This is a genomic window from Nocardia carnea, from assembly GCF_029868325.1.
GTDB classification, from domain to species: Bacteria; Actinomycetota; Actinomycetes; order Mycobacteriales; family Mycobacteriaceae; genus Nocardia; species Nocardia carnea_C.
Map to the genome: position 1 here is coordinate 1 of NZ_JARWNW010000281.1, position 18,580 is coordinate 18,580.

The following is an 18,580-nucleotide window of genomic DNA, read 5'->3' on the forward strand; positions in this document are numbered from 1 at the left end:
CCCGCGGGAGGGTGTCAGGCGGTGGCCGCCAGGGATCGGTCGTCGAAGGCCGGTTCCCGGAACGGCTCTATCGCGTGAGCCAGGATCTCGGCCACGTCGGCCACCGGCCGGACATCCAGTTCGGCCAGCACATCGGCGGGAACATCGTCCAGATCCGCCTCGTTACGCGCCGGGATGAACACCGTCTTCAGACCTGCGCGCTGGGCGGCGAGCAGTTTCTGCTTCACCCCGCCGATCGGCAGCACCCGGCCGTTCAGCGTGACCTCACCGGTCATCCCCACATCCGAACGCACCGGACGCCCGAGCGCCAGCGACACCAGCGCGGTCACCATGGTGACCCCGGCCGACGGACCGTCCTTGGGCACGGCGCCCGCGGGGACGTGCAGGTGCAGGCTGCGCTCGAAAACATCGGGCTCGATACCGATCTCACCGAGATGCGAGCGCACGTAGGTCAGCGCGATCTGCGCCGATTCCTTCATCACGTCGCCCAGCTGCCCGGTGAGGGTGAGGTTGCGTTCCCCTTCCGCGGTGTTCGCCTCGATGTAGAGGACGTCACCACCGAGACCGGTGACCGCGAGCCCGGTTGCGACACCCGGGACGGCCGTGCGTTCCGCCGAGTCCGGAGTGAACCGGGGACGGCCCAGGTAGTCCTTCAGGTCGGCGATATCGATACGCAGGCTTTCGCCCAGCCCGGTGACACCGTCCGCGGCCTTTCTGACCGTGCCGTAACCCAGTTCGGGGTCGTACCCCAGACCGCGCGCGGTATCCGCACCACGCTCGGTGTCGGCCTCGACGCCGCTCGTAGCGTCGTCCCCGAGACCGCTCGGGGACGAACCCGAGACCCCGGTTTCGAACAGCCGGGTAGCGGCCTTGCGCAGGATCTTGGCGATGAGCCGTTCCATCTGCCGGACCCCGGCTTCCCGGGTGTAATCGGCCGCGATCTCACGCAGTGCGGCATCGGTGACCTGGACTTCTTCGGCGGTCAGCGCATTGCGTTCCAGCTGGCGGGGCAGCAGGAAATCGCGGGCGATGGCCACCTTGTCGTCCTCGGTGTAGCCGTCCACGGTGATCACTTCCATCCGGTCCAGCAGCGGGCCGGGGATGGTTTCCATCACGTTGGCGGTCGCCAGGAACAGGACATCGGAGAGGTCGAGGTCCATATCCAGGTAGTGGTCGCGGAAGGTGTGGTTCTGGGCCGGGTCGAGTACCTCGAGTAGCGCCGACGCGGGGTCACCGCGGAAATCGGCACCCAGTTTGTCCACCTCGTCGAGCAGGACGACCGGGTTCATCGAACCGGCTTCCTTGATCGCCCGCACGATCCGGCCGGGCATCGCACCCACATAGGTGCGCCGGTGACCTCGGATTTCGGCCTCGTCCCGGACACCGCCGAGCGCGACCCGCACGAACTTGCGGCCCAGCGCCCGGGCGACCGATTCGCCGAGCGAAGTCTTCCCCACTCCGGGCGGTCCGGCCAGCACCAGCACCGCGCCCGACCCGCGACCGCCGACGACCTCGAGCCCGCGCCGGGCACGCCGCGCCCGGACCGCCAGGTACTCGACCATCCGGTCCTTCACCTCGTCCAGGCCGTGGTGGTCGGCGTCGAGCACCGCCCGAGCGGCGGCCACGTCGGTGGAGTCGGTGGTTTTCACCTGCCACGGCAGTTCCAGCACGGTATCGAGCCAGGTGCGGATCCAGCCGGTTTCCGGGCTCTGATCGCTGGACCGCTCCAGCCGGGTCACCTCGCGCAGGGCCGCCTCCCGGACCGATTCCGGCAGATCGGCCTGCTCGACCCGGGTGCGGTAGTCGTCGGCACCGTCCGGCTCGTCCTCCCCCAGTTCCTTGCGAATGGCGTTGAGCTGCTGGCGCAGCAGGAATTCGCGCTGGCTCTTCTCCATGTTCTCGCGGACCTCGTCACCGATCTTCTCGGTGACCTCGGCCTCGGCGATATGCGCCCGAGTCCATTCGATCAGCCGGTTCAGCCGCGCCGCGACGTCCGGGGTTTCGAGCAGTTCCCGTTTCTGCTCGGCGGTGAGATAGGCCGCGTAACCGGCGGTATCGGCGATGGCCGAGGGGTCGGTGAGCTGGTTGACGGCGTCGATCACCTGCCACGCTTCGCGGCGTTGCAGTACCGAGACCACCAGCTTCTTGTATTCGTCGGCCAGTTCCCGGGTGCGGCCGTCGGCGTCGGGGGATTCGACCGGTTCGGCCTCCACCCACAGCGCGGCCCCGGGCCCGGTGACCCCGTGGCCGATCTTCGCGCGCCGTTCCGCCTTGAGCACGGCCGCGGGGGTACCGCCGCGCATCCGGCCGATCTGCTCGATGGTGGCGAGCACACCGTAGGCGGCGTACCCCTCGGTCAGGCGGGGGGCGAGCAGTACGGTTCCGGTCTTCGCGGCCTGCGCGGCATCGATCGCGGCCTGCGCGGATTCGTCCAGTTCGATCGGGACGACCATGCCCGGCAGCACGATGGGATCGGTCAGGAACAGCACCGGAAGATTCAGTGGTGTAGTCACGAACACAACCTCCAATAGTTGAGCTATCCCGACTCAACTTCTCGAGGTTCGTCGTTGTTCCAACCCGGCACCCGTGTTCGCCCAGGGCGAAGAAGATGTAGATTCTTCGCGGCCGGAACCACACGCCGCCCCGCGATGATCCCGAACCATCTGGATAGGGGTAACAAGCCGACGAGCTTGTCGACTTGCTCTGCTGTTCACGGGAAGTAAGCGCCGAAATCACGGTACTCGATCAAACAATGTGTGTCGCAACGTTTCCGGTGGTTCCTCGAGTACTCAGCAGTACGTGCTGGTCAGACCGGGCGACGGACAACTTCCGTGAGCGTTTCACTCATCGCCTGGCGGGCCGAAGTGTCGAGGGACGCGTGCCCGAGAAAGGCTTGGTCCTGAGCGCCGTCGGCGCCGTCCTGGAGCAGGATACGCGGGCGCGGCCGGTGATCCAGAACACCGCTCGGTGGCAGCCAGTACTACAGGAGCCCGGCAACCTGCACGAAAAACCTCGAGATCAGTGAATAGTTTCGGTCGTTTCCCGACTCGTTGGCGCGGTGCTCGGGGGGCGTCGGTTGAACCATGGTCGCGCATTTTCGAGCTGGGCGGCCAGACTGAGCAAAATGGCTTCGCCTGCCGGTGGCGCGATGAATTGGACACCGAGGGGTAAACCGGTGTCGGTCCAGTAGAGAGGTACCGATGCCGCGGGGGCTCCTGTCATGTTGGCGAGTTGAGTGTAGGGCGACCAGGCGAGCTGGCGGCGAGCAACGCGTTCGAACCCGCCGAGCCGGTGTAACAGGCCCGCACCTCCGAGCGCCGAGAGGGTTCGGATTCCGGCCCGCTCGAGCGCACTCCCGGCAGAGCTTCCGATGGGAATCGGCGCTCGGGCCACGGTAGGGGTGAGCAGCAGGTCATAACGCCTGTGTGCAGTGGCGAGCCGGCGGCGGTAGTGGTGTCGGCGGTCCATGATCTGGGCATACCGGGGCGCGGGAACCGAAGCGCCGATTGCCGCCGCGGCGCGGGTCTCGAGTTCGACTGCGCCGAGGGCGGATCTGGTGCGAGCCGATGCGACCTCGGCAGCGAGGTCGACCAGGAAAGGTATGAGGAAATCGGCAGCGCTGTCGGCGTCGTAGAGCGTGATATCGGCGGGTTCGACGTCGTGGCCCAACTCCTCGAGCAGGGTCGCCGCATCGTGGACTGCCGCTACAGCGTCGGAGGAAGGTGGCGATCCCAGGATGGAGTCGAGATGCCATCCGATCCGCAGCTGTCCGGGATCGCGACCGACTTGGTCGAGGAGCCTGTCCGGGTGGATGGTCGTCGGGTATGGCGGTACCGAATCGGGCCCGCTGACAGCATCGAGCATGGCTGCGGTATCGCGGACGGATCGAGAGATGACACCGTGTGTGGCCGATCCGTGTAGAAGTTCGGCACGGTCGGGCCCGGCCGGAACGAGCCCCCGGCCGGGCTTCAACCCGAACAGACCGCAGCAGGCAGCGGGGATGCGTATCGAGCCGCCGCCATCGGTCGCGGCAGCCACCGGCACGATCCCGGCGGCGACCGCGGCGGCCGCGCCGCCCGAGGAGCCACCTGGTGTTCGGTCGGGGTTCCATGGATTGCGTGCCGGTCCGAACAGATCTGTCTCCGTTACGGCCTTGGCCCCGAACTCCGATGTATTCGTCTTACCGAAGACCACAAGGCCCGCATCGAGCCAACGGTGCACGACGGTGGCGTGCACCGGGGCGGGTATTCGTGCGAGATCCCGGTTCCCCGCCGACGTCGACACCCCCTCGTAATCCTGATACAGGTCCTTGAGGAGGAAAGGGACCCCGGCGAGCGGGCCGGACAGGGGCGATGCGGCCCGTCGTATTGCCTGGGCCGTCATCATCTGGACCACGGCATTGATCGTCGGATTCCACTGTGCGGTGCGCCGCAAGGCGATGTCGAGCAATTCGGCGGGTCTGGTTTCGCCTCGTGCGACCGCCGCGGCCATCGCGACAGCATCGAGCGCGTCGTACTCCTCGTCACGCATTTCGTGCCTACCGGCGTGATTTCGACCGGGGCCACACCGTGACGCCGGCGAGAGTGAACAACGCTGCGGCCCCACCGATGAGCGCAACACCACCGCGGGTCACACCGGAACGCGAACCGAGAACAACCGAGATGGTGTCCGCGGCGTCGGCGAGTACACCGAGCCTGAGCCCGGTATCTCTGACGGCCGGCTCTGTACTCAGCGTGGCAAGGGCCAGGCCGGCGTCGCGGATGGCGAACATTCGCGCGACAGTGCCGCCGTCTCGACCCGGTTGGGTGATCCCCATCGAGCGCGGCGCTAATTGCGGGGCGACAAATGTCGTTACCCCGACCAGCAATCGGATGATGCCCAGCGCTCGTACAGTCGAGGCACGATATTTCATGAGAACTCCTTGAGAAAACGACGACGAGCCAGCATCGGACCGAGTCCCGAACGCCACCACGACCACCATGCCGACGGGCGCCGCACCACTACTGCAGCAACGGGCCCCGGATCGAAGAACGAATCACGCTGCTGTACGACACCCGCAGAGTCGATGCGCAGACGGTCGACGGCAGTGAAACTCAAGGGACGCCCGGCAAGAGTCGCGTCGACGCGAAGTTCGATGAAGACTGCATCGCCGCCACCGGCCCATCGAAGAACTTCTCCGCGGGCATCGGGTAGGAACTCGAGCAGCCGGCCGACCTCTTGCTGCCACAGAGCGCGACCGCGCCCGTTCTGCAGCAAGGGCTGCCGCAGTGCGACATCGTCGGCCAGGAGCTGATCCCAGGCGTGCGGATCCGGCTCTCGCCACCCGGTCGCGAACGCCTCCACCACCTGCTCATGGATCTCTGCCCAATCAGGCATTCGGAACCTCCGGTATCTATGATACTGCCAGTACCGCACTGTACTATGCGAATCGTGTCGGATGTCAAGCCCCAACGCCTGCAATACGTCGAGCAGACCAAGGAGTCCCTGATAGAGGCCGCGGAACGACTGTTCATCGCCGAGGGGTACCAACGCACCACTCTCGATGCGGTGGGTGCTGCGGCTCGGTTCACCAAAGGCGCGGTGTATCGACACTTCAAAGACAAGCGATCACTGTTCGAAGCGGTGTTCGAGCGGGTCGCTGTCACTACGTTGCGCGACCTTCTCGATGATTACGAGCCGCTCGATGACGGCTGGCAGTCCGGTCTGCACTCCGTTGCCCGGTATCTCCAGGTGTGCTCCGAGACGCGATATCGCCGGGTAATCCTCGAAGAGGGGCCTGCTGCGCTGGGCCTGTCGCGCTGGCGGGAACTGGATCAGCAGTATGCGGGCAGGGTGCTGGAACAGATACTGGCCGACCTCATGAAGCGTCGCGAACTGCCGGAATATCCGGTGGAACTGCTTGCCTCGCTCTGCTGCGCGGTGATAGGGGAGGGCGTCCTGCAGATCGCCGCAGCCGATGATCCGGCCCGCACCCGTGCGGAAACTCTCGCCATTTTGACGAAGTTGCTCTCCGGTTTGCGCGTCTCGGCCGGCGCGTCCTGACAGGAGGCGGAAATCTATCGCCGGGACATAGTTACGGGCCTGGCGTTCGGTTCCGTCATCGAACACGATCGCACTGCGTGCTCATGGCCGGCAAGACCACCTCGGCGACCAGTGCGACTTACTCATGGCCTCTGTGAAATTTCGGATGCCGTGATTCCGGATACGACGATGAGCGGGCCTTCGTCTTGTGTCGGTACTTCGAAATGGTCGTAATAGGATTCCGCCTGGGACGGCGTCAAGACGACCTCGTCGACGTGGGAACCGCTGCGATCGGCAACTCGGGCGAGGGCCACATCCCGCGGCGTGTCGACATACAGCGTCACCACTGTGGAACCGAGGTGTTCGATGAGATCGCGGTATTCAGAGCGCTTGCGTCGTGACCAGAAAGAGTAGTCCACTACAACATCGGCGGCCTCGCGGATCCGGGCAATCAGACGATTCCGAAGGTGCGTCTCTATCTCGACGGCTACCTCATCGGGCAGTGGTTGTTCACGGAGCCCGCGCGCCCATGCCTCCGTGTCGATTGAAAGGCGGACGAAGCCTTCGCTTTCGAGGGCACGTGCACACGTCGTTTTTCCCGAACCGGCGGGTCCGCACATGAGGACGACGCGGGACATTTCACTCTCCCTCCAATCGAGTCTTCGGGTCGGTGGGATCGATATGCGGCGACTGATGTCATCCGCTCGAGCGGTTGCGTCCGAAACGAGCGAGGAGATGCCATGTGCGTTTGATGATCTGCGGATCGTGTTCGCCGCTGCGTGCGGCGGCGGAGAGTTTATCCGGCGTGAGTTCGTGGCCGAGGGATAGCGCCAGCATGAGTGCGGCCTGACCGCGGTACCGAGCATCGAGTCGGCGTGGATCGATGCGGTAGCCCGGATGGAACTCGACCGGGATATCCAGCTGAGCGGCTGCGTCGGCGATCGGACCGTGCTGGTGGCAGGGGTCGAGAACGAGCGCCTCGACGTCATCGGTGAGTACGACGCCGCTGTGTATGTGCGCCTCGATGTAGTCGTCGAGGTAGTCGTGTCCGGCGTTATCGGCCTGACGGGCCAGGCGCCCGAGCTCAGAAGATCCCACGACCTCGGTCGGATGGTAAGTGCTGTCAGGGAAGCAGAACGTGGCGCGTGCATGCACGAGGGGGCGAAGCCGGAAGTACGCCGACCCGAACCGTGGCGATCCGCCGTAGGCGTCCGCATGCCGGTTCCAGGCACCGTAGACGGGGCGTGACTCGGGTGGCAGCACATCGTACTTCCGGTTGAAGAGTCGGCTCTCCCACTGCCATCGGTCACCTCCGTGATGAGCGGTCAGGCCGCCGTTGCTGGTGCCGGTCTCGAACTGTGAGCGATACCGTCCGTCTGCAGCGATCGCTTCCAGCACCGTACCGTTGCGAAACGGCCAGTCAGGGTGGAATTGGATCGTCACACCGGGCAGCCGCGCAGCCGGACGCGGAGCGCAGTGCCGGGCTGTATGCGACTGCGGGCGATCCTCGATCATGACCTGACCATCCCCCGTGTGCCAGTCGCCTCGTATGGGTGAAGTGCAGTAGGGTCATGCGGGCGAATCCGGAGGCGGCGTACGACGAAACCACCCACAGGGCGAGTCCGAGTGCGAATTGCACGCTTCCGAGTCCCGATGCGGTGCTCCATGAAAGCACGGGTTCGCCGAGGAAATGAATGTGGTCGACAAAAGGCGGCGTCCACCACAGCTGTGCGGCAAGAGCAGTGCCGGCGACGACACCGACGCCGGCCAAGCACAGAAGTCCGATCATCCACGGATCCGTTTCCGCAGACGTTCGGCCACGGTGTGTGCATCGTGGGTTCCAACCATGACCAGGGCGAAACCCTCGACCTGTCCGGCATCACACCACACCTGCAGTGTCGGCATCCCGCGTCGAATCGACACCAGCCGCCGCGCGCCGTCGTGGTCGAGCCATACGCCGACCTTGATGACCCCGGAAACGACCACGCCGCCGTGCCGCAGGCCGAATGAACCGGTTGGCCACCCGTCACTGACCGAAACGTGCGTGATAGCTGCGTGTGGAATTGTCAACGCGCTGTGTCGCGTTGCCATCGCCTCCCAGCCTGGTAAGTGCACGGTGATCGCCAGATCTCCGGGTTCGATTGCCGCCATGGTGCCTCCTGAGCGATACGACGGCCATTATTCTCTAGACTGATAATAATTGCAATGCGCAAAACAATCGAGGAGCGCGGGCTCAGGGAGGATGTGCTGCGTTGTGCGATCTCGGTGGGGCTGGATGCGCGTGAGATGGACTGTGGTTTGTACCGGCGTCGCCGGCACTGCCCTCGGTGCGTCGCCCGTCGTGACACTCGATGGCCGCCGGTGCAGCGTGGAGAGTAATGCGCAGGCAGATGAGGCGACGAGGACCGCACCGTGGCGATATCCGGAAAATCGCACTGGTCGACGATCGCGCGTCGTACGCACCGCGATCGTGTCCGCCATATGACCTCGCAGCACGTTCCGCGCTCTCTGTGGGCGTGGATCGTCGCGACGTTCGGGTCCGAGCTCGGCACCGCCGTGCTCGCCTTCGCGATGACGTGGACCGCCGCAGGCTACGGGCCGGATACGGCATCGCTGGTACTCACCTTGACCGTCGCTCCGTCGGTGGCGTTCGGTCTCCTCGGTGGGATGCTGGCCGATCGCTTCGGCGTGCGGGTCATGATGCTCGTCAGCCTCTCAGGCATCATCATGATATCGGCCTGTATGGCGATCAGCATCGATCGCGCCGGGCCGTCTCCACTACTGTTGCTCGCGGCGGCAGCGCTCATCGGAACTGCGTCCGCGTTCTTTCGCCCACCCTCGGGTGTGTTCCCTCGACTGTTTGTCGGGGACAGCGCATTGGGTGTCGTGATGGCACGGGTCGGCATGGCCGGCCAGCTCGCCCGCAGCGTTGGGCCTCCGCTCGGCGGTGCGCTCATCGGCGTCCTCACGCTTGGCGGTGTCGCATGGCTCGATGCGACAACCTCGGCTGTCATGCTGCTGGTGCTCGTCCTGATCCGGCCGCCTCGCCGACGTCGCTCGATAGACGATGCGCCACGCAAAGAGGGCGCTGTCCAGGCGCTGCGCGTCGCCCGCTCCGTCGCCGGCGTGTCTGCGCTGCTCGCATCGGTCGGCATCATTGCGGGTGCCGTCCTTCCCGCAGTCATCCTGGGGATTCCGCTCGCTGCACGGGAACGCGGGTGGAATGCCGGCGAAGCCGGTCTGATCGAAGCAGGGTGGGTCGCCGGCGGTCTCATATGCAGTGCGTGGATCTCATGGCGGGATATTGCTTCACAGGTGTGGAAGCCGATGATTTTCGGTCCGATCATCATTGCCGCGGGTCTCGAAATTCTCGCGTTCACGTCGCTGTGGCCCGTCGCGATGTCCTCCGCTGCGCTCACCGGAGCAGGAGTGGTCGTCTTCACCGGGCATGCCTTCCCGACCTACATGCTTCTCGCGCCGGCCGCGATGCTGTCCCGCTTCCAGAGCCTTTTGATCATCGTCCAGCAGCTTCCCCAGCTCGTGGTCGGCCCTTTGTTCGGGGCGCTCGCCTCATCCGCAGGCACAGGCACCCCGATCGCAGCCGTTGGTCTGCTCGCCGTCCTCGCGACCCTGACGGTCGCGAGCGATCGAAAACTACGAGAGATCCGCCTCTGACCGACGGAGTGCCACGGACATGCCCTTGGCAACCGGTCACTGCTCGTCCGCGGCTCCGGCGGCCACCTAGCAGGCCCCAGAGGCCGGGACCGGATTCGGTTACCGGCTGCGCCGGTCGATCCAAAACCTCGTCGTGTCACCGGATGATCCGGCGAGGTGCTCCATACGAAACCAGATCGTTCACATGTGGATCGAGAGATCTTCGGCCATCACGAGTCGGCCTCGGCGTCGTCGTCAGTGGCTTGCGGATGTGCACCGGTTTCGTTTTCGGGGATGAGGAGCGTCGCCAGGCCGACTCGGTGCTCGCCGTCTCCGCGGGGTTGCATATATGGTTCCAGCGTGGTTCTGAGCTGTTCCTGGATACGGCGCAAGTCGTCTTCGGTGATGTGGAGGATCGTCTGCCCGTAGCCGAACAATGGCATCGTCTCATCGTCGCGGTGGGCGATGAACCGGTCGAACTCGGCAGCCTGGTGTGCGAGGAATACAGCGAATGCCTGGCGGTGCTGATCATCGGACATTTTGCAGGCCTCATCCGGTCCCGCTCGGGTGGCGTCGTCGACCAGGGCAAGGGTACGTTCCACCGTGCCCCGTACGCGCCGCTCCGAGACGACCGTCAGTACTCCGGCTTCCAGGAGCGCATTGACGTGTCGATACACAGTGGCGGCTGCTACGTCGGTGAGAAGCTCTGCAATGTCCGCAGTGGTCACAGTGCGCCCTGTCACGGCTTGCAGGATCCGGAGGCGGACTGGATGCAGCACCAGTTCCAATGTGGATGCTTGCACCGACAACCGACGGACGCGCGTACGCGACGCCGGTTCATTGCTTGCAGCCCGAGGGGACATCAGAACACCTCTGTTTGCAGGTACGAAATTATTCGCAGGCTAGATTCTAGTGGCGTGGGCTTACCGATTTCCTAGGTCAGCGGTTTGCCCGTGACAGGCGTCCCTGTTCAGCCTTTCGTGGGCATCAACGCCGCCGCGGCGCCCATACCGATCAGCATGCCTCCGCCCGCGCTTCGCATAGCGGACAGGCGTCGAGGCGATGTTGCGAACCAGTGTCGAGCACTCGATGCGATGAGCGCCCACACAGCATCGCAGCAGAAGGCGATCGCCGTGAAAATCAGCCCCAGCGTGATCATCTGCAGCGGAACATCCCCGCCGTCTCTGTTCACGAACTGCGGCAGCACTGCGACGAAGAAGACGACCGTCTTCGGGTTTGTCACCCCGACAAGAGCGCCTTGCAGAACGGTCCGCCACCCAGGCAGATCTCCCCCGACCGCAGAGCCGGCGAGGCCGGCCCCTGCCCTCCTGTGAACGATCGCCTGTACGCCCAGGTAGATGAGGTATAAGGCTCCCAGTAGCTTGATCGCCAGGAATGCGGGCGCCGAGTACGCCACGAGATTGCCGACGCCCGCTGCGACCAGAACGACCAGCGGGAGCCCTCCGAGCTCGTTGCCCAGGACGCTCAGGAGCCCACCTCGCCGCCCGAGCGACAGTGATCGGCCGATGACGAACAACACACTCGGCCCCGGGATGACGATGAGCGCGAACGACATCGCCGCGAATCCGATGATCGCCTGCGAATCCACCTGGTCACACCACTCTCTCAGCCCTGCGCCTCGTTCCCGCAGTGCAGACCGGATAGTCGTCCCATGCTTACGACTACCGCGCAGCCCGACAATCTTGCGCACTCCGCGGTCATGCGCAGTGCAAGTTGACGCCTGATCATACTACTGCGATTATTCGCAGAATTGACAATAATTGACGATGGTGCGTTCATCAACAGCGGGTTGTCGGTTCGGCTCCCTGCCGGCAACCCCGGGCGCCCCCAGCGGAGGACAGGCGCGGGGCCGGAAGGTCCTTACGCACGCTCCCGGCTGTGATTCAAGTGCGGCCGAGCGGCGCATATGAGGGGTCGGCCGACGAATGATGGAGAGGCGATCAGTGCAATCCCGAAGGCAAGGTTCGAGAGTAAGTGTCACGGCAGCGATGTTCCTCACGGTCTTCTTCGCCATGCTCGACCTGTCCGTCGTCAACGTCGCGCTACCCACGATTCGTGAGGAACTTACTGTTGCCTACTCGGGGATGCAGTGGATCGCCAATTCGTACACCCTTGCGTTCGCCGGTGCGCTCCTCGCAGGAGGTGCGATTGTCGATCGGCTCGGTTGTCGGCGCGCTTTCCTGCTGAGCCTGGCGATCTTCACGCTCGGTGCCCTCCTGTGCACTGTCTCCGGTGATCTCGCGCTGCTGATCATCGGACGTGCTTGGCAAGGTATCGGCGCCGCTGTTCTCGTGCCTTGCAGTCTGACGATGATCGTTGACCTCTTTCCCGACGCCCGACAGCGTGCCAAGGCCATAGGCGCGTGGAGCGCCATCAACGCTGTCGCTCTGGCCCTCGGGCCGGTGCTGGGTGGCACGCTTCTCGGCTGGCTCGGATGGCGTTCGGTCTTCGGGATCAATGTCCCCGCCGGGATCCTCGCAGCCGCGGTCGCCGTCGGTTGGATGGTGGCCGATCATTCTCGAAAACAGCAGCAGATGGCTGACCCGGCCGGAATCGCCCTCGCACTATGCGCCTCGGTGTCGGCCGCATTCGCGATAGTCGAGGCGCCTGACCAAGGGGGGCGTTCAATCTCGGTGATCGTTGCGGCGAGTGTTGGAATTGTCAGCGCGGTGCTCTTCGTGTTTCGTAACCGGAAGGCTCAACGGCCGGTCATACCTCGATACCTGCTTCAGGACGGTGTGTTCCGTGCGAGCCTGGTGACAGTCCTGTGTGTCGGATTCTCGTTCTCGTCCGCACTGTTCCTGCTGGCGATCCAGTTCCAACAAGCCCGCAACCTCTCACCGGTTGCTGCCGGTCTCGCTCTTGCCCCGGCAGCGGTGGCCATGGCTTCGGCTTCGACGTTCCTCAGCAGAATCCAGGCCAGAATCGGTGCACCGGCGGTGGTACGGCTGGGGTTGCTCAGCGGTGCGGCCGGCCTCGTGGCCATCGCGCTGACCCCGCCTACCGTTGCCTACCTCGTTCTCGTCATACCCCTTGCTCTCTTCGGGGTAGGCATGGGCATCGCCCTCCCCGCGGCAAACAATGCCGCACTCTCCCGCGTATCATCCGCTACCAGCGGCGCCGGCTCGGCAGCGATCGAAGCATGCCAGCAACTCGGCCTCGTCATGGGAGTAGCGATCCTCGGTGCACTCCAGTCGATCGCTATGGATCGCAAACCGGACTTCGCATTGCTCACCGGCGGACTGACCGCCCTGATCCTCGGGATCAAGCTCCACCTCAGCCGCCGAACCCATCGACGTGCACTTTCCATGGGGCCCGTTTCACGGCGATCTCGAGCCCGTGCTCGGTCAGCACACGGGCATCAGGGCAAGAGTCGAGATTGTTCGACCTGGCCGTCTTCCGCGAAGATGCCCTCGGCGATGACCGAGTCCGTCAGGAGAGGGCGGGTGATCGACCAGCGCTCCGTGAAATGACTTCGCGACATCTTCCAGAGGCCGTCCTCGATCATGTAGTCGTCGTCGTAGTCGCCCGTCGAGACGAACTCGGTGTTGTCGACCAGATTGACCTGGCGAAATCGCAGGGTCCACCGGCCTGTCGCGGTGCGTTCACCGGTGACGGTGATGTCGGGGTGGATGCCGTGATGCATGTCGAGGACGACGTGTTTGCCGTCGACCTCGTGCAACGCGATACGGGTGAAGATCTCGATCAAGGGGCCGGCGTCGTCGAATTTGCCGATACGGCCGTAGTCGAGGTCGGCGCCGGACCGGATGAAGCAGTCCCGCATCGTCTTGGGATCCTTGTTGTCACAGGCCCGCCAGTACCGGTGCTTGAGTTGCTTGATCGCTTCGATCTGTTCGAGGGTGTCGATGCGTTGTGCGAGATCCATCGGTTGTTCCTTGTCTGCCCGGCTATGGAGGTGACGAGCGAATTGTTGTGGTTGCGAGGTCAGTCGATGACCGCATCGGAGAACACCGGAGGGTTCCCCAGGAACGGCCGGTGCGAAGGCGGATGCTGCCCCCGGGTGTCCACGACGCCGAGTTCCTGCGCGATCTCGGCGCCGATGAGCACCTGGCCGGTACGGTTCATCAACTCCGGATCACGCGCGAGGGCATCGATGACACGACCGGTGAATTCCGGCGATTCGGCTGTCGCGGCAAGACCGTCGTAGGCGCCCGGATTCGCGGCGAACCCGGCGAGCGTGCGCTCGGTCGCGAGCAGACCCATCCAGATCGAGACGACGGCCACGTTCCACGGACGGAAATCGACGGCCATATCGTGCGCCATTTTGTCCACCGCCGCCTTGCCCGCACCGTAGGCGGGCCCGTGCATATAGCAGGTGCCGCCGAACGACGACGTGTTCACAACCAACCCCGCGCCATTGGCGGCCAACAGCGGTGCAGCGTAGTAGGTGGCGACGTAGCTCGAGCGCATACCCACATCCAGCAGGTCGAGCAAGGTCAACGGCTTTTCCCAGAACGGCCCTGTCTCGGTCAGGCCGTCGGGTACCGCGAGAGCGTTGTTGACCAGGATGTCGAGCCGTCCGTGCTCGTCGCGAAGACCTGCGAAGAAGGACTCGACCTGGGCATCGTCGCGATGGTCGAGCACTACGGGCACGCCATGGCCGCCGCGGCGGGTGATCTCCTCGGCGGTCGCGAACACTGTGCCCGGCAGCGGGGAATCACCTTCGTTCCGTGTTCGCCCGGTGACGTAGACCTTTGCCCCGGTTTCCCCCAGCGCGAGCGCGATGCCTTTGCCCGCACCGCGACTGGCACCGGTCACCACCACGATTCGTTCCGAACCCACCCTCGACTCCCTACACTGCCCGACAGGCCACACCGTGCGACGCGTTCCACTACTGAACCGGACCGGCCGGACGTGCCACAGAGGTCTTCCCGGTAGCCGGGAAAGGTAATGGCCCGGCCCACCGGAAAGCTCTGTGTCTGCACGCCCGTGTCGGCGATCCCCTCAGCGAAGTGGAGCGATGAGTTCGAGGATGATAGCGGTGAAGCCGGTATCGGCTTCCGGGTGCCGGCCGATCTCGCGGAAACCCAGGTGGGCGTAGAAGGCTCGAGCTGCGGTGTTGAGTTCGAAGACGTCGAGAGTCACTCTGCCGTGGAGGCGCAGAGCGTGCGCGATCAGCTGCCGTCCGATGCCCGATTTCTGGGCGGTGGGGTCGACGAACAGGCCGCCGATCTCGGTACCGAGCAGTCCCATCAACCCCACCACACCGCCGGCCGGGGTCTCGGCGACCCAGTTATCGGCCTCGACGAGGTAGACCTCCCGAAGCTTGCGCTCCCGATCCCCGCTACCTTCGCTGGCGATGAAGGGGTGCGCGATTCGGGCGGCCCGACTCCAGAGACCGACCACCGCTTCCTCATCCTCGCGTCGGTAGGGGCGGATGTTCAGCAGTGCCTGTTCCGGCATACGGGCGGCGGGCTCAGCAGCAGGGTTGGTCATGACGAAGCACCTTCGCCGCTGCGAGCTGCCCTGACAAGTGGTTTCCGAGGCCGGGCGGTCACCGCGTCTCGTCTGCACCCCGGCCGACCGACGTCACGCACATGTACGCCTACGGGAAGATCACGGTCGGCCGAGAGATTCTGTCCGAGTGCGACTCTGCCGACCCGTGCCGCCGGCGCCCCGGGCTCCGTTGTGGCGGAACCTGCCTGCCCCGGTACGTGACGCGGTCGGCGCGCATATCTCCCACTGAATGGGCGGGCATCCTCGCTCACGGTTTCGCTGACCATACCGTGACCGTCACCACGCTGATGACCTGTTGCCGAGCACAGGCGAACAGGATGAGCACCCGCGTACCCGTCACCCCCATCGACGCCGCCGATATCGCACACTACGACCACGAAACCGTTGTCCTGGTGGTCGGTTTACGGCTGCGCGGGCGCCTCGGCCGCACTGGAGGCCCACGGGGCCGGAGTCCACGTGATCCTGCTCGAGCGGCAGAGCGGTGGCGGCGGCTCCTCGGCACTGTCGGGCGGTGAGATGTACCTCGGCGGCGGCACGCCGATCCAGCAGGCGTGCGGATTCGACGACACCGCCGAGGCGATGGAGAAGTTCCTGCTCGCCGCGCTCGGGCCCGACGCCGATCAGCAGAAGGTGGGCCTCTACAGCCGCGAGAGCCTCGCCCACTACCAGTGGCTGGTCGGCCACGGCGTGCTGTTCAAGCCGTCACTGTGGGATTCACCGACCTGGGTACCGCCCACCGATGACGGGCTGATGCGGATGGGCGAGAACGCCTACCCGTTCTCCGAGATCGCCGAGCCGGCGCCGCGCGGGCACCGGGTCACCTCCGACGGTTTCGGCGGCAAAATGCTCATGGCGGTGCACAACCGACAACGGACTCTCGGCTCGGATAAGACAGGACAGCCCGGCACGGCGTGTGGTGGGCCGCCCTGAGTGTGCGGACTGATCACCCGCTGTCAGCCAGCCACGTCATCATCATTCGGTCCCGCGCGCCTTCACGAACTCCGAAACCAGGCACTCGCGGGGCGCCCTCGGGAGGCAACTCCGATGCCGCCGACGCACCGCCTTAGCCGGCGTCAACGTGTTGTAGTCGGTGGTGACGTGGAGGAAGGACACTGTCCGGTGTCGACACGCGCGCAACTGGGCGTCGGGCTGACGTGCAGGCGAGGGGCGGGCCTGAGCTGGATAGCAAGCATGTAGGTCCCGTCCTCGTTGTGTACGGCTACTCGGCTGATTTGGATGCATGAATGGCGTCGAGACATCGCAACCCTGCCCGGAGCGAGTTGATGCGCCAGTCGTTTCGTCCGAGTTGCTGGTATTTCTCCATGCTCCGGATATGGCGGCAGGGTGGTGCCCTGCCCGGTGAGCAGGGGGACGCGGCCGAACACGCGTCAGGGCGGCGTGATGGCCAGGAAGCCCTAGGCTAACGACATGGGTTCGAAGGACTGGCCTGAGATTGCACGTCATCTCGCGAAATCGCTTGCGGCTGAACTACCCGAACTGGAGCTGAATTTCGCACCGTCATCGCTGGGCAGACTGGAGGCTGAGGTTCTGCGTCGATTCATCGATCCAGCTCAGCTGGCCGCTCCGGAAGCGCGGCCGTTCGTAGATGGGGTGGCCGCCTACTTCGGCGAGGTGATGTGTGGCTTGGGTGGGTGGGGATGGTCGACTGCGTGGGAGTGGGGACATTCGTCCCCGTGGGAGGGTGACGACCGACCCGAGGTCAATGCCTGGAAAGACCTGCACTACGCAATTTCGCGACCTCTACCAGGGTTTGTGCCTTGGGACGTGATCGCCGAGGCCGTCCGTGACCGCTCCGGTTCCGAATTCCTCGACCGCTACGAGGATTGGGATAGTGCGGCAATGGAGATGGTGGACGAACTGGCATCGGCCGAAGACGACGAAGACGAAGACGAGGACGCATAGGGTCGTGCCCCAATGATTTGATCCGTTCGACGACCAGAGCCAGGACGAATCCAGCACGATAGGCCACCGTCGGCTTGTCGTAGCGGGTAGCGACGGCGCGCCAATGCTCGGCGGCGGGGCGCCGATGCCGGAGATCACCGTGCACACCGCGGTGGTCGCGGTGGCCTCCACGACGGCCTCCGCCCCGGCCGGACGATAGCGGCGCCCCGCTGGGAACCGACGAGCCGGCTTGCGGTGTCGCTTACTCGGCCAGCATCTTCGCCCATCGTTCGTGCGCGGATTGCCGCGAGATGCCGACTGCGCGGCCGATGTCGGCCAAGGAGGCGCCGGCGTCGCGGGCGGCGCGCACGGCCACGTTCAGCTTGTGCTGGGCGTCGTCGACATCGTCGGAGGCCAGTTCCACCGTGTGCAGCTCGTCGGCGGGGCCGGTGTGGATCTGCCAGTCCACCAGGATCAGGTCCTCGGCGGCGGGATCGAGGAACGGCGTGTCACCGGGCCGGTAGAAGCGGCGGGTGTCGAGGTCCTACTCGGCGCGGGGGACGATAATCGGTTCTACGGTCATCGCTTTACCTCTGCCACCGGCCCGAATCGGCCCGCCCACGCCCGATCATGTCGGCTTGCTCGTCAACTCTGGTACGTACTTGTACAGCGTGGTCCGCGAGACCCCCAGCAGCCGCGCGATCGAGGACACCGACTCATCCGGCCGGGTCAGCATCGTGCGGGCCTGCCGGATCTGTTCCTCGCTCAGGGCCGGTGGCCGGCCGAGGCGCTGCCCGCGGGCCCGGGCTGCGGCGAGGCCTTGGTGGGTGCTGTCCACGATGAGCTCGCGGATGAACTCGGCCAGCGCGGCGAAGACGTGGAACACCAGTCGACCGCCGGGGGTGGTGGTGTCGAGTGCTTCGTGCAGGGACCGGAACCCGATCCCGCGGCGACGGAGATCGGCCACGATCGCGATGAGGTCCTGCGGGGAGCGGCCGAGCCGGTCGAGGTAGGCGACGACGAGGGTGTCGGCGGCGCGCATGTAGTCCAGGCACGCCGAAAGCTACTCCCGTTCGGCGTCCCGCCCGGATTTCTTGTCGGCGAAGGTCTTCTTGCACCCGGCCGCCTTCAGCGCGCGGGTCTGCCGGTCCATGTTCTGGTCGCGGGTGGAGACGCGGGCGTATCCGATCAGCGCTCCTCCCCCGCCGATCGGATCCAGGGCATCGCCGTCGAGGGAAAGCGGTTCGAGCACATCGGTATCCGTCACCCCGAATCGTACATAAATGGGTGATCCGATGTTGTTCAGGCAGACTTTGCGACACGTTTTTGAACAGTCGGCGATTCTGGACCACCCGGGGCTTTTGCCCGCCAGAGCCCGTTTAGGCCCGACTGTTCAAGAAACGATGGCGGTCCCAAAGGGGCACTGCATCACCACTGTTCAGGTGTTCAGCGTAGACCTCGGCCGGGCTGCGGTATCCGTGAATTCTGCGGGGCCGATGGTTGA

At 65.1% G+C, this 18,580-nt stretch carries 19 protein-coding genes and 1 pseudogene; 6 read left to right on the top strand and 14 right to left on the bottom strand.

Translation table 11 applies throughout. The features are described 5' to 3' along the window. Positions 1 to 14: 14 nt before the first annotated feature. The 4 genes from lon to QH196_RS27145 form a co-directional block, all read right to left on the bottom strand. Positions 15 to 2,513, bottom strand: a complete 2,499-nt coding sequence (gene lon, locus QH196_RS27130) for an endopeptidase La (protein WP_280418676.1) — start codon at positions 2,511 to 2,513, stop codon at positions 15 to 17. 505 nt (positions 2,514 to 3,018) lie between these two features. Further along, positions 3,019 to 4,530, bottom strand: a complete 1,512-nt coding sequence (locus QH196_RS27135; protein WP_280418677.1) for an amidase — start codon at positions 4,528 to 4,530, stop codon at positions 3,019 to 3,021. Between the two features lie 7 nt (positions 4,531 to 4,537). Further along, the gene (locus QH196_RS27140) at positions 4,538 to 4,912 is read right to left on the bottom strand and encodes a hypothetical protein (RefSeq protein WP_280418678.1); all 375 of its coding nucleotides are present in this window, start codon (positions 4,910 to 4,912) and stop codon (positions 4,538 to 4,540) included. After that, positions 4,909 to 5,376 (bottom strand): nuclear transport factor 2 family protein, encoded by a 468-nt coding sequence (locus QH196_RS27145; RefSeq protein ID WP_280418679.1) that lies wholly within the window; start codon positions 5,374 to 5,376, stop codon positions 4,909 to 4,911. The genes QH196_RS27140 and QH196_RS27145 overlap by 4 nt, the downstream gene beginning before the upstream one ends. Positions 5,377 to 5,430: 54 nt before the next feature. Here QH196_RS27145 and QH196_RS27150 point away from each other — a divergent pair, with 54 nt between their 5' ends. Next, positions 5,431 to 6,042 (top strand): TetR/AcrR family transcriptional regulator, encoded by a 612-nt coding sequence (locus QH196_RS27150; RefSeq protein ID WP_280418680.1) that lies wholly within the window; start codon positions 5,431 to 5,433, stop codon positions 6,040 to 6,042. Between the two features lie 122 nt (positions 6,043 to 6,164). Here QH196_RS27150 and QH196_RS27155 read toward each other — a convergent pair whose 3' ends face one another. From QH196_RS27155 to QH196_RS27165, 3 genes are all read right to left on the bottom strand, one after another. Continuing rightward, positions 6,165 to 6,659, bottom strand: coding sequence for an AAA family ATPase (locus QH196_RS27155; RefSeq protein ID WP_280418681.1), 495 nt, complete (start codon positions 6,657 to 6,659; stop codon positions 6,165 to 6,167). A gap of 58 nt (positions 6,660 to 6,717) precedes the next feature. Continuing rightward, the gene (locus QH196_RS27160) at positions 6,718 to 7,536 is read right to left on the bottom strand and encodes a DUF3626 domain-containing protein (RefSeq protein ID WP_280418682.1); all 819 of its coding nucleotides are present in this window, start codon (positions 7,534 to 7,536) and stop codon (positions 6,718 to 6,720) included. A 270-nt stretch (positions 7,537 to 7,806) separates the two neighbouring features. After that, complete coding sequence (locus tag QH196_RS27165; protein WP_280418683.1) at positions 7,807 to 8,172, bottom strand: hypothetical protein; 366 nt, start codon at positions 8,170 to 8,172, stop codon at positions 7,807 to 7,809. A 330-nt stretch (positions 8,173 to 8,502) separates the two neighbouring features. Between QH196_RS27165 and QH196_RS27170 the strand changes: the two genes are divergently transcribed. Then, positions 8,503 to 9,696: an MFS transporter gene (locus QH196_RS27170; protein WP_280418684.1), complete on the top strand. Its 1,194-nt coding sequence runs from the start codon at positions 8,503 to 8,505 to the stop codon at positions 9,694 to 9,696. Between the two features lie 209 nt (positions 9,697 to 9,905). On the opposite strand, the gene QH196_RS27175 is transcribed toward QH196_RS27170, so the two are convergent. Beyond that, positions 9,906 to 10,454: a helix-turn-helix domain-containing protein gene (locus QH196_RS27175; protein ID WP_280418694.1), complete on the bottom strand. Its 549-nt coding sequence runs from the start codon at positions 10,452 to 10,454 to the stop codon at positions 9,906 to 9,908. 191 nt (positions 10,455 to 10,645) lie between these two features. Next, a complete protein-coding gene (locus QH196_RS27180) occupies positions 10,646 to 11,251 on the bottom strand; it encodes a LysE family translocator (protein WP_348538108.1) in 606 nt (201 codons plus the stop codon). A gap of 433 nt (positions 11,252 to 11,684) precedes the next feature. Between QH196_RS27180 and QH196_RS27185 the strand changes: the two genes are divergently transcribed. Next, a complete protein-coding gene (locus tag QH196_RS27185) occupies positions 11,685 to 13,169 on the top strand; it encodes an MFS transporter (RefSeq protein ID WP_280418686.1) in 1,485 nt (494 codons plus the stop codon). On the opposite strand, the gene QH196_RS27190 is transcribed toward QH196_RS27185, so the two are convergent. The 3 genes from QH196_RS27190 to QH196_RS27200 all read right to left on the bottom strand — a co-directional run bounded on the left by QH196_RS27190 (position 13,058) and on the right by QH196_RS27200 (position 15,153). Further along, the gene (locus tag QH196_RS27190; RefSeq protein ID WP_280418687.1) at positions 13,058 to 13,582 is read right to left on the bottom strand and encodes a nuclear transport factor 2 family protein; all 525 of its coding nucleotides are present in this window, start codon (positions 13,580 to 13,582) and stop codon (positions 13,058 to 13,060) included. The two genes, QH196_RS27185 and QH196_RS27190, sit on opposite strands and share 112 nt — an antisense overlap. Before the next feature lie 59 nt (positions 13,583 to 13,641). Then, complete coding sequence (locus tag QH196_RS27195; RefSeq protein WP_280418688.1) at positions 13,642 to 14,499, bottom strand: SDR family NAD(P)-dependent oxidoreductase; 858 nt, start codon at positions 14,497 to 14,499, stop codon at positions 13,642 to 13,644. A 162-nt stretch (positions 14,500 to 14,661) separates the two neighbouring features. Then, positions 14,662 to 15,153, bottom strand: a complete 492-nt coding sequence (locus QH196_RS27200) for a GNAT family N-acetyltransferase (RefSeq protein ID WP_280418689.1) — start codon at positions 15,151 to 15,153, stop codon at positions 14,662 to 14,664. Between the two features lie 405 nt (positions 15,154 to 15,558). On the opposite strand from QH196_RS27200, the gene QH196_RS27205 reads away from it, so the two are divergent. Both QH196_RS27205 and QH196_RS27210 read left to right on the top strand, forming a co-directional pair. After that, the gene (locus QH196_RS27205; RefSeq protein ID WP_280418690.1) at positions 15,559 to 16,104 is read left to right on the top strand and encodes an FAD-binding protein; all 546 of its coding nucleotides are present in this window, start codon (positions 15,559 to 15,561) and stop codon (positions 16,102 to 16,104) included. Positions 16,105 to 16,602: 498 nt separating this feature from the next. Continuing rightward, complete coding sequence (locus tag QH196_RS27210) at positions 16,603 to 17,097, top strand: hypothetical protein (protein WP_280418691.1); 495 nt, start codon at positions 16,603 to 16,605, stop codon at positions 17,095 to 17,097. A 241-nt stretch (positions 17,098 to 17,338) separates the two neighbouring features. Here QH196_RS27210 and QH196_RS27215 read toward each other — a convergent pair whose 3' ends face one another. Beyond that, the gene (locus QH196_RS27215) at positions 17,339 to 17,545 is read right to left on the bottom strand and encodes an AsnC family protein (protein WP_280418692.1); all 207 of its coding nucleotides are present in this window, start codon (positions 17,543 to 17,545) and stop codon (positions 17,339 to 17,341) included. Positions 17,546 to 17,704: 159 nt separating this feature from the next. Beyond that, a pseudogene (locus QH196_RS27220) lies at positions 17,705 to 18,343 on the bottom strand (recombinase family protein). 16 nt (positions 18,344 to 18,359) lie between these two features. Here QH196_RS27220 and QH196_RS27225 point away from each other — a divergent pair. Next, positions 18,360 to 18,580 (top strand): hypothetical protein (locus tag QH196_RS27225; RefSeq protein WP_280418693.1); only part of this gene is annotated, 221 nt, incomplete at its 3' end.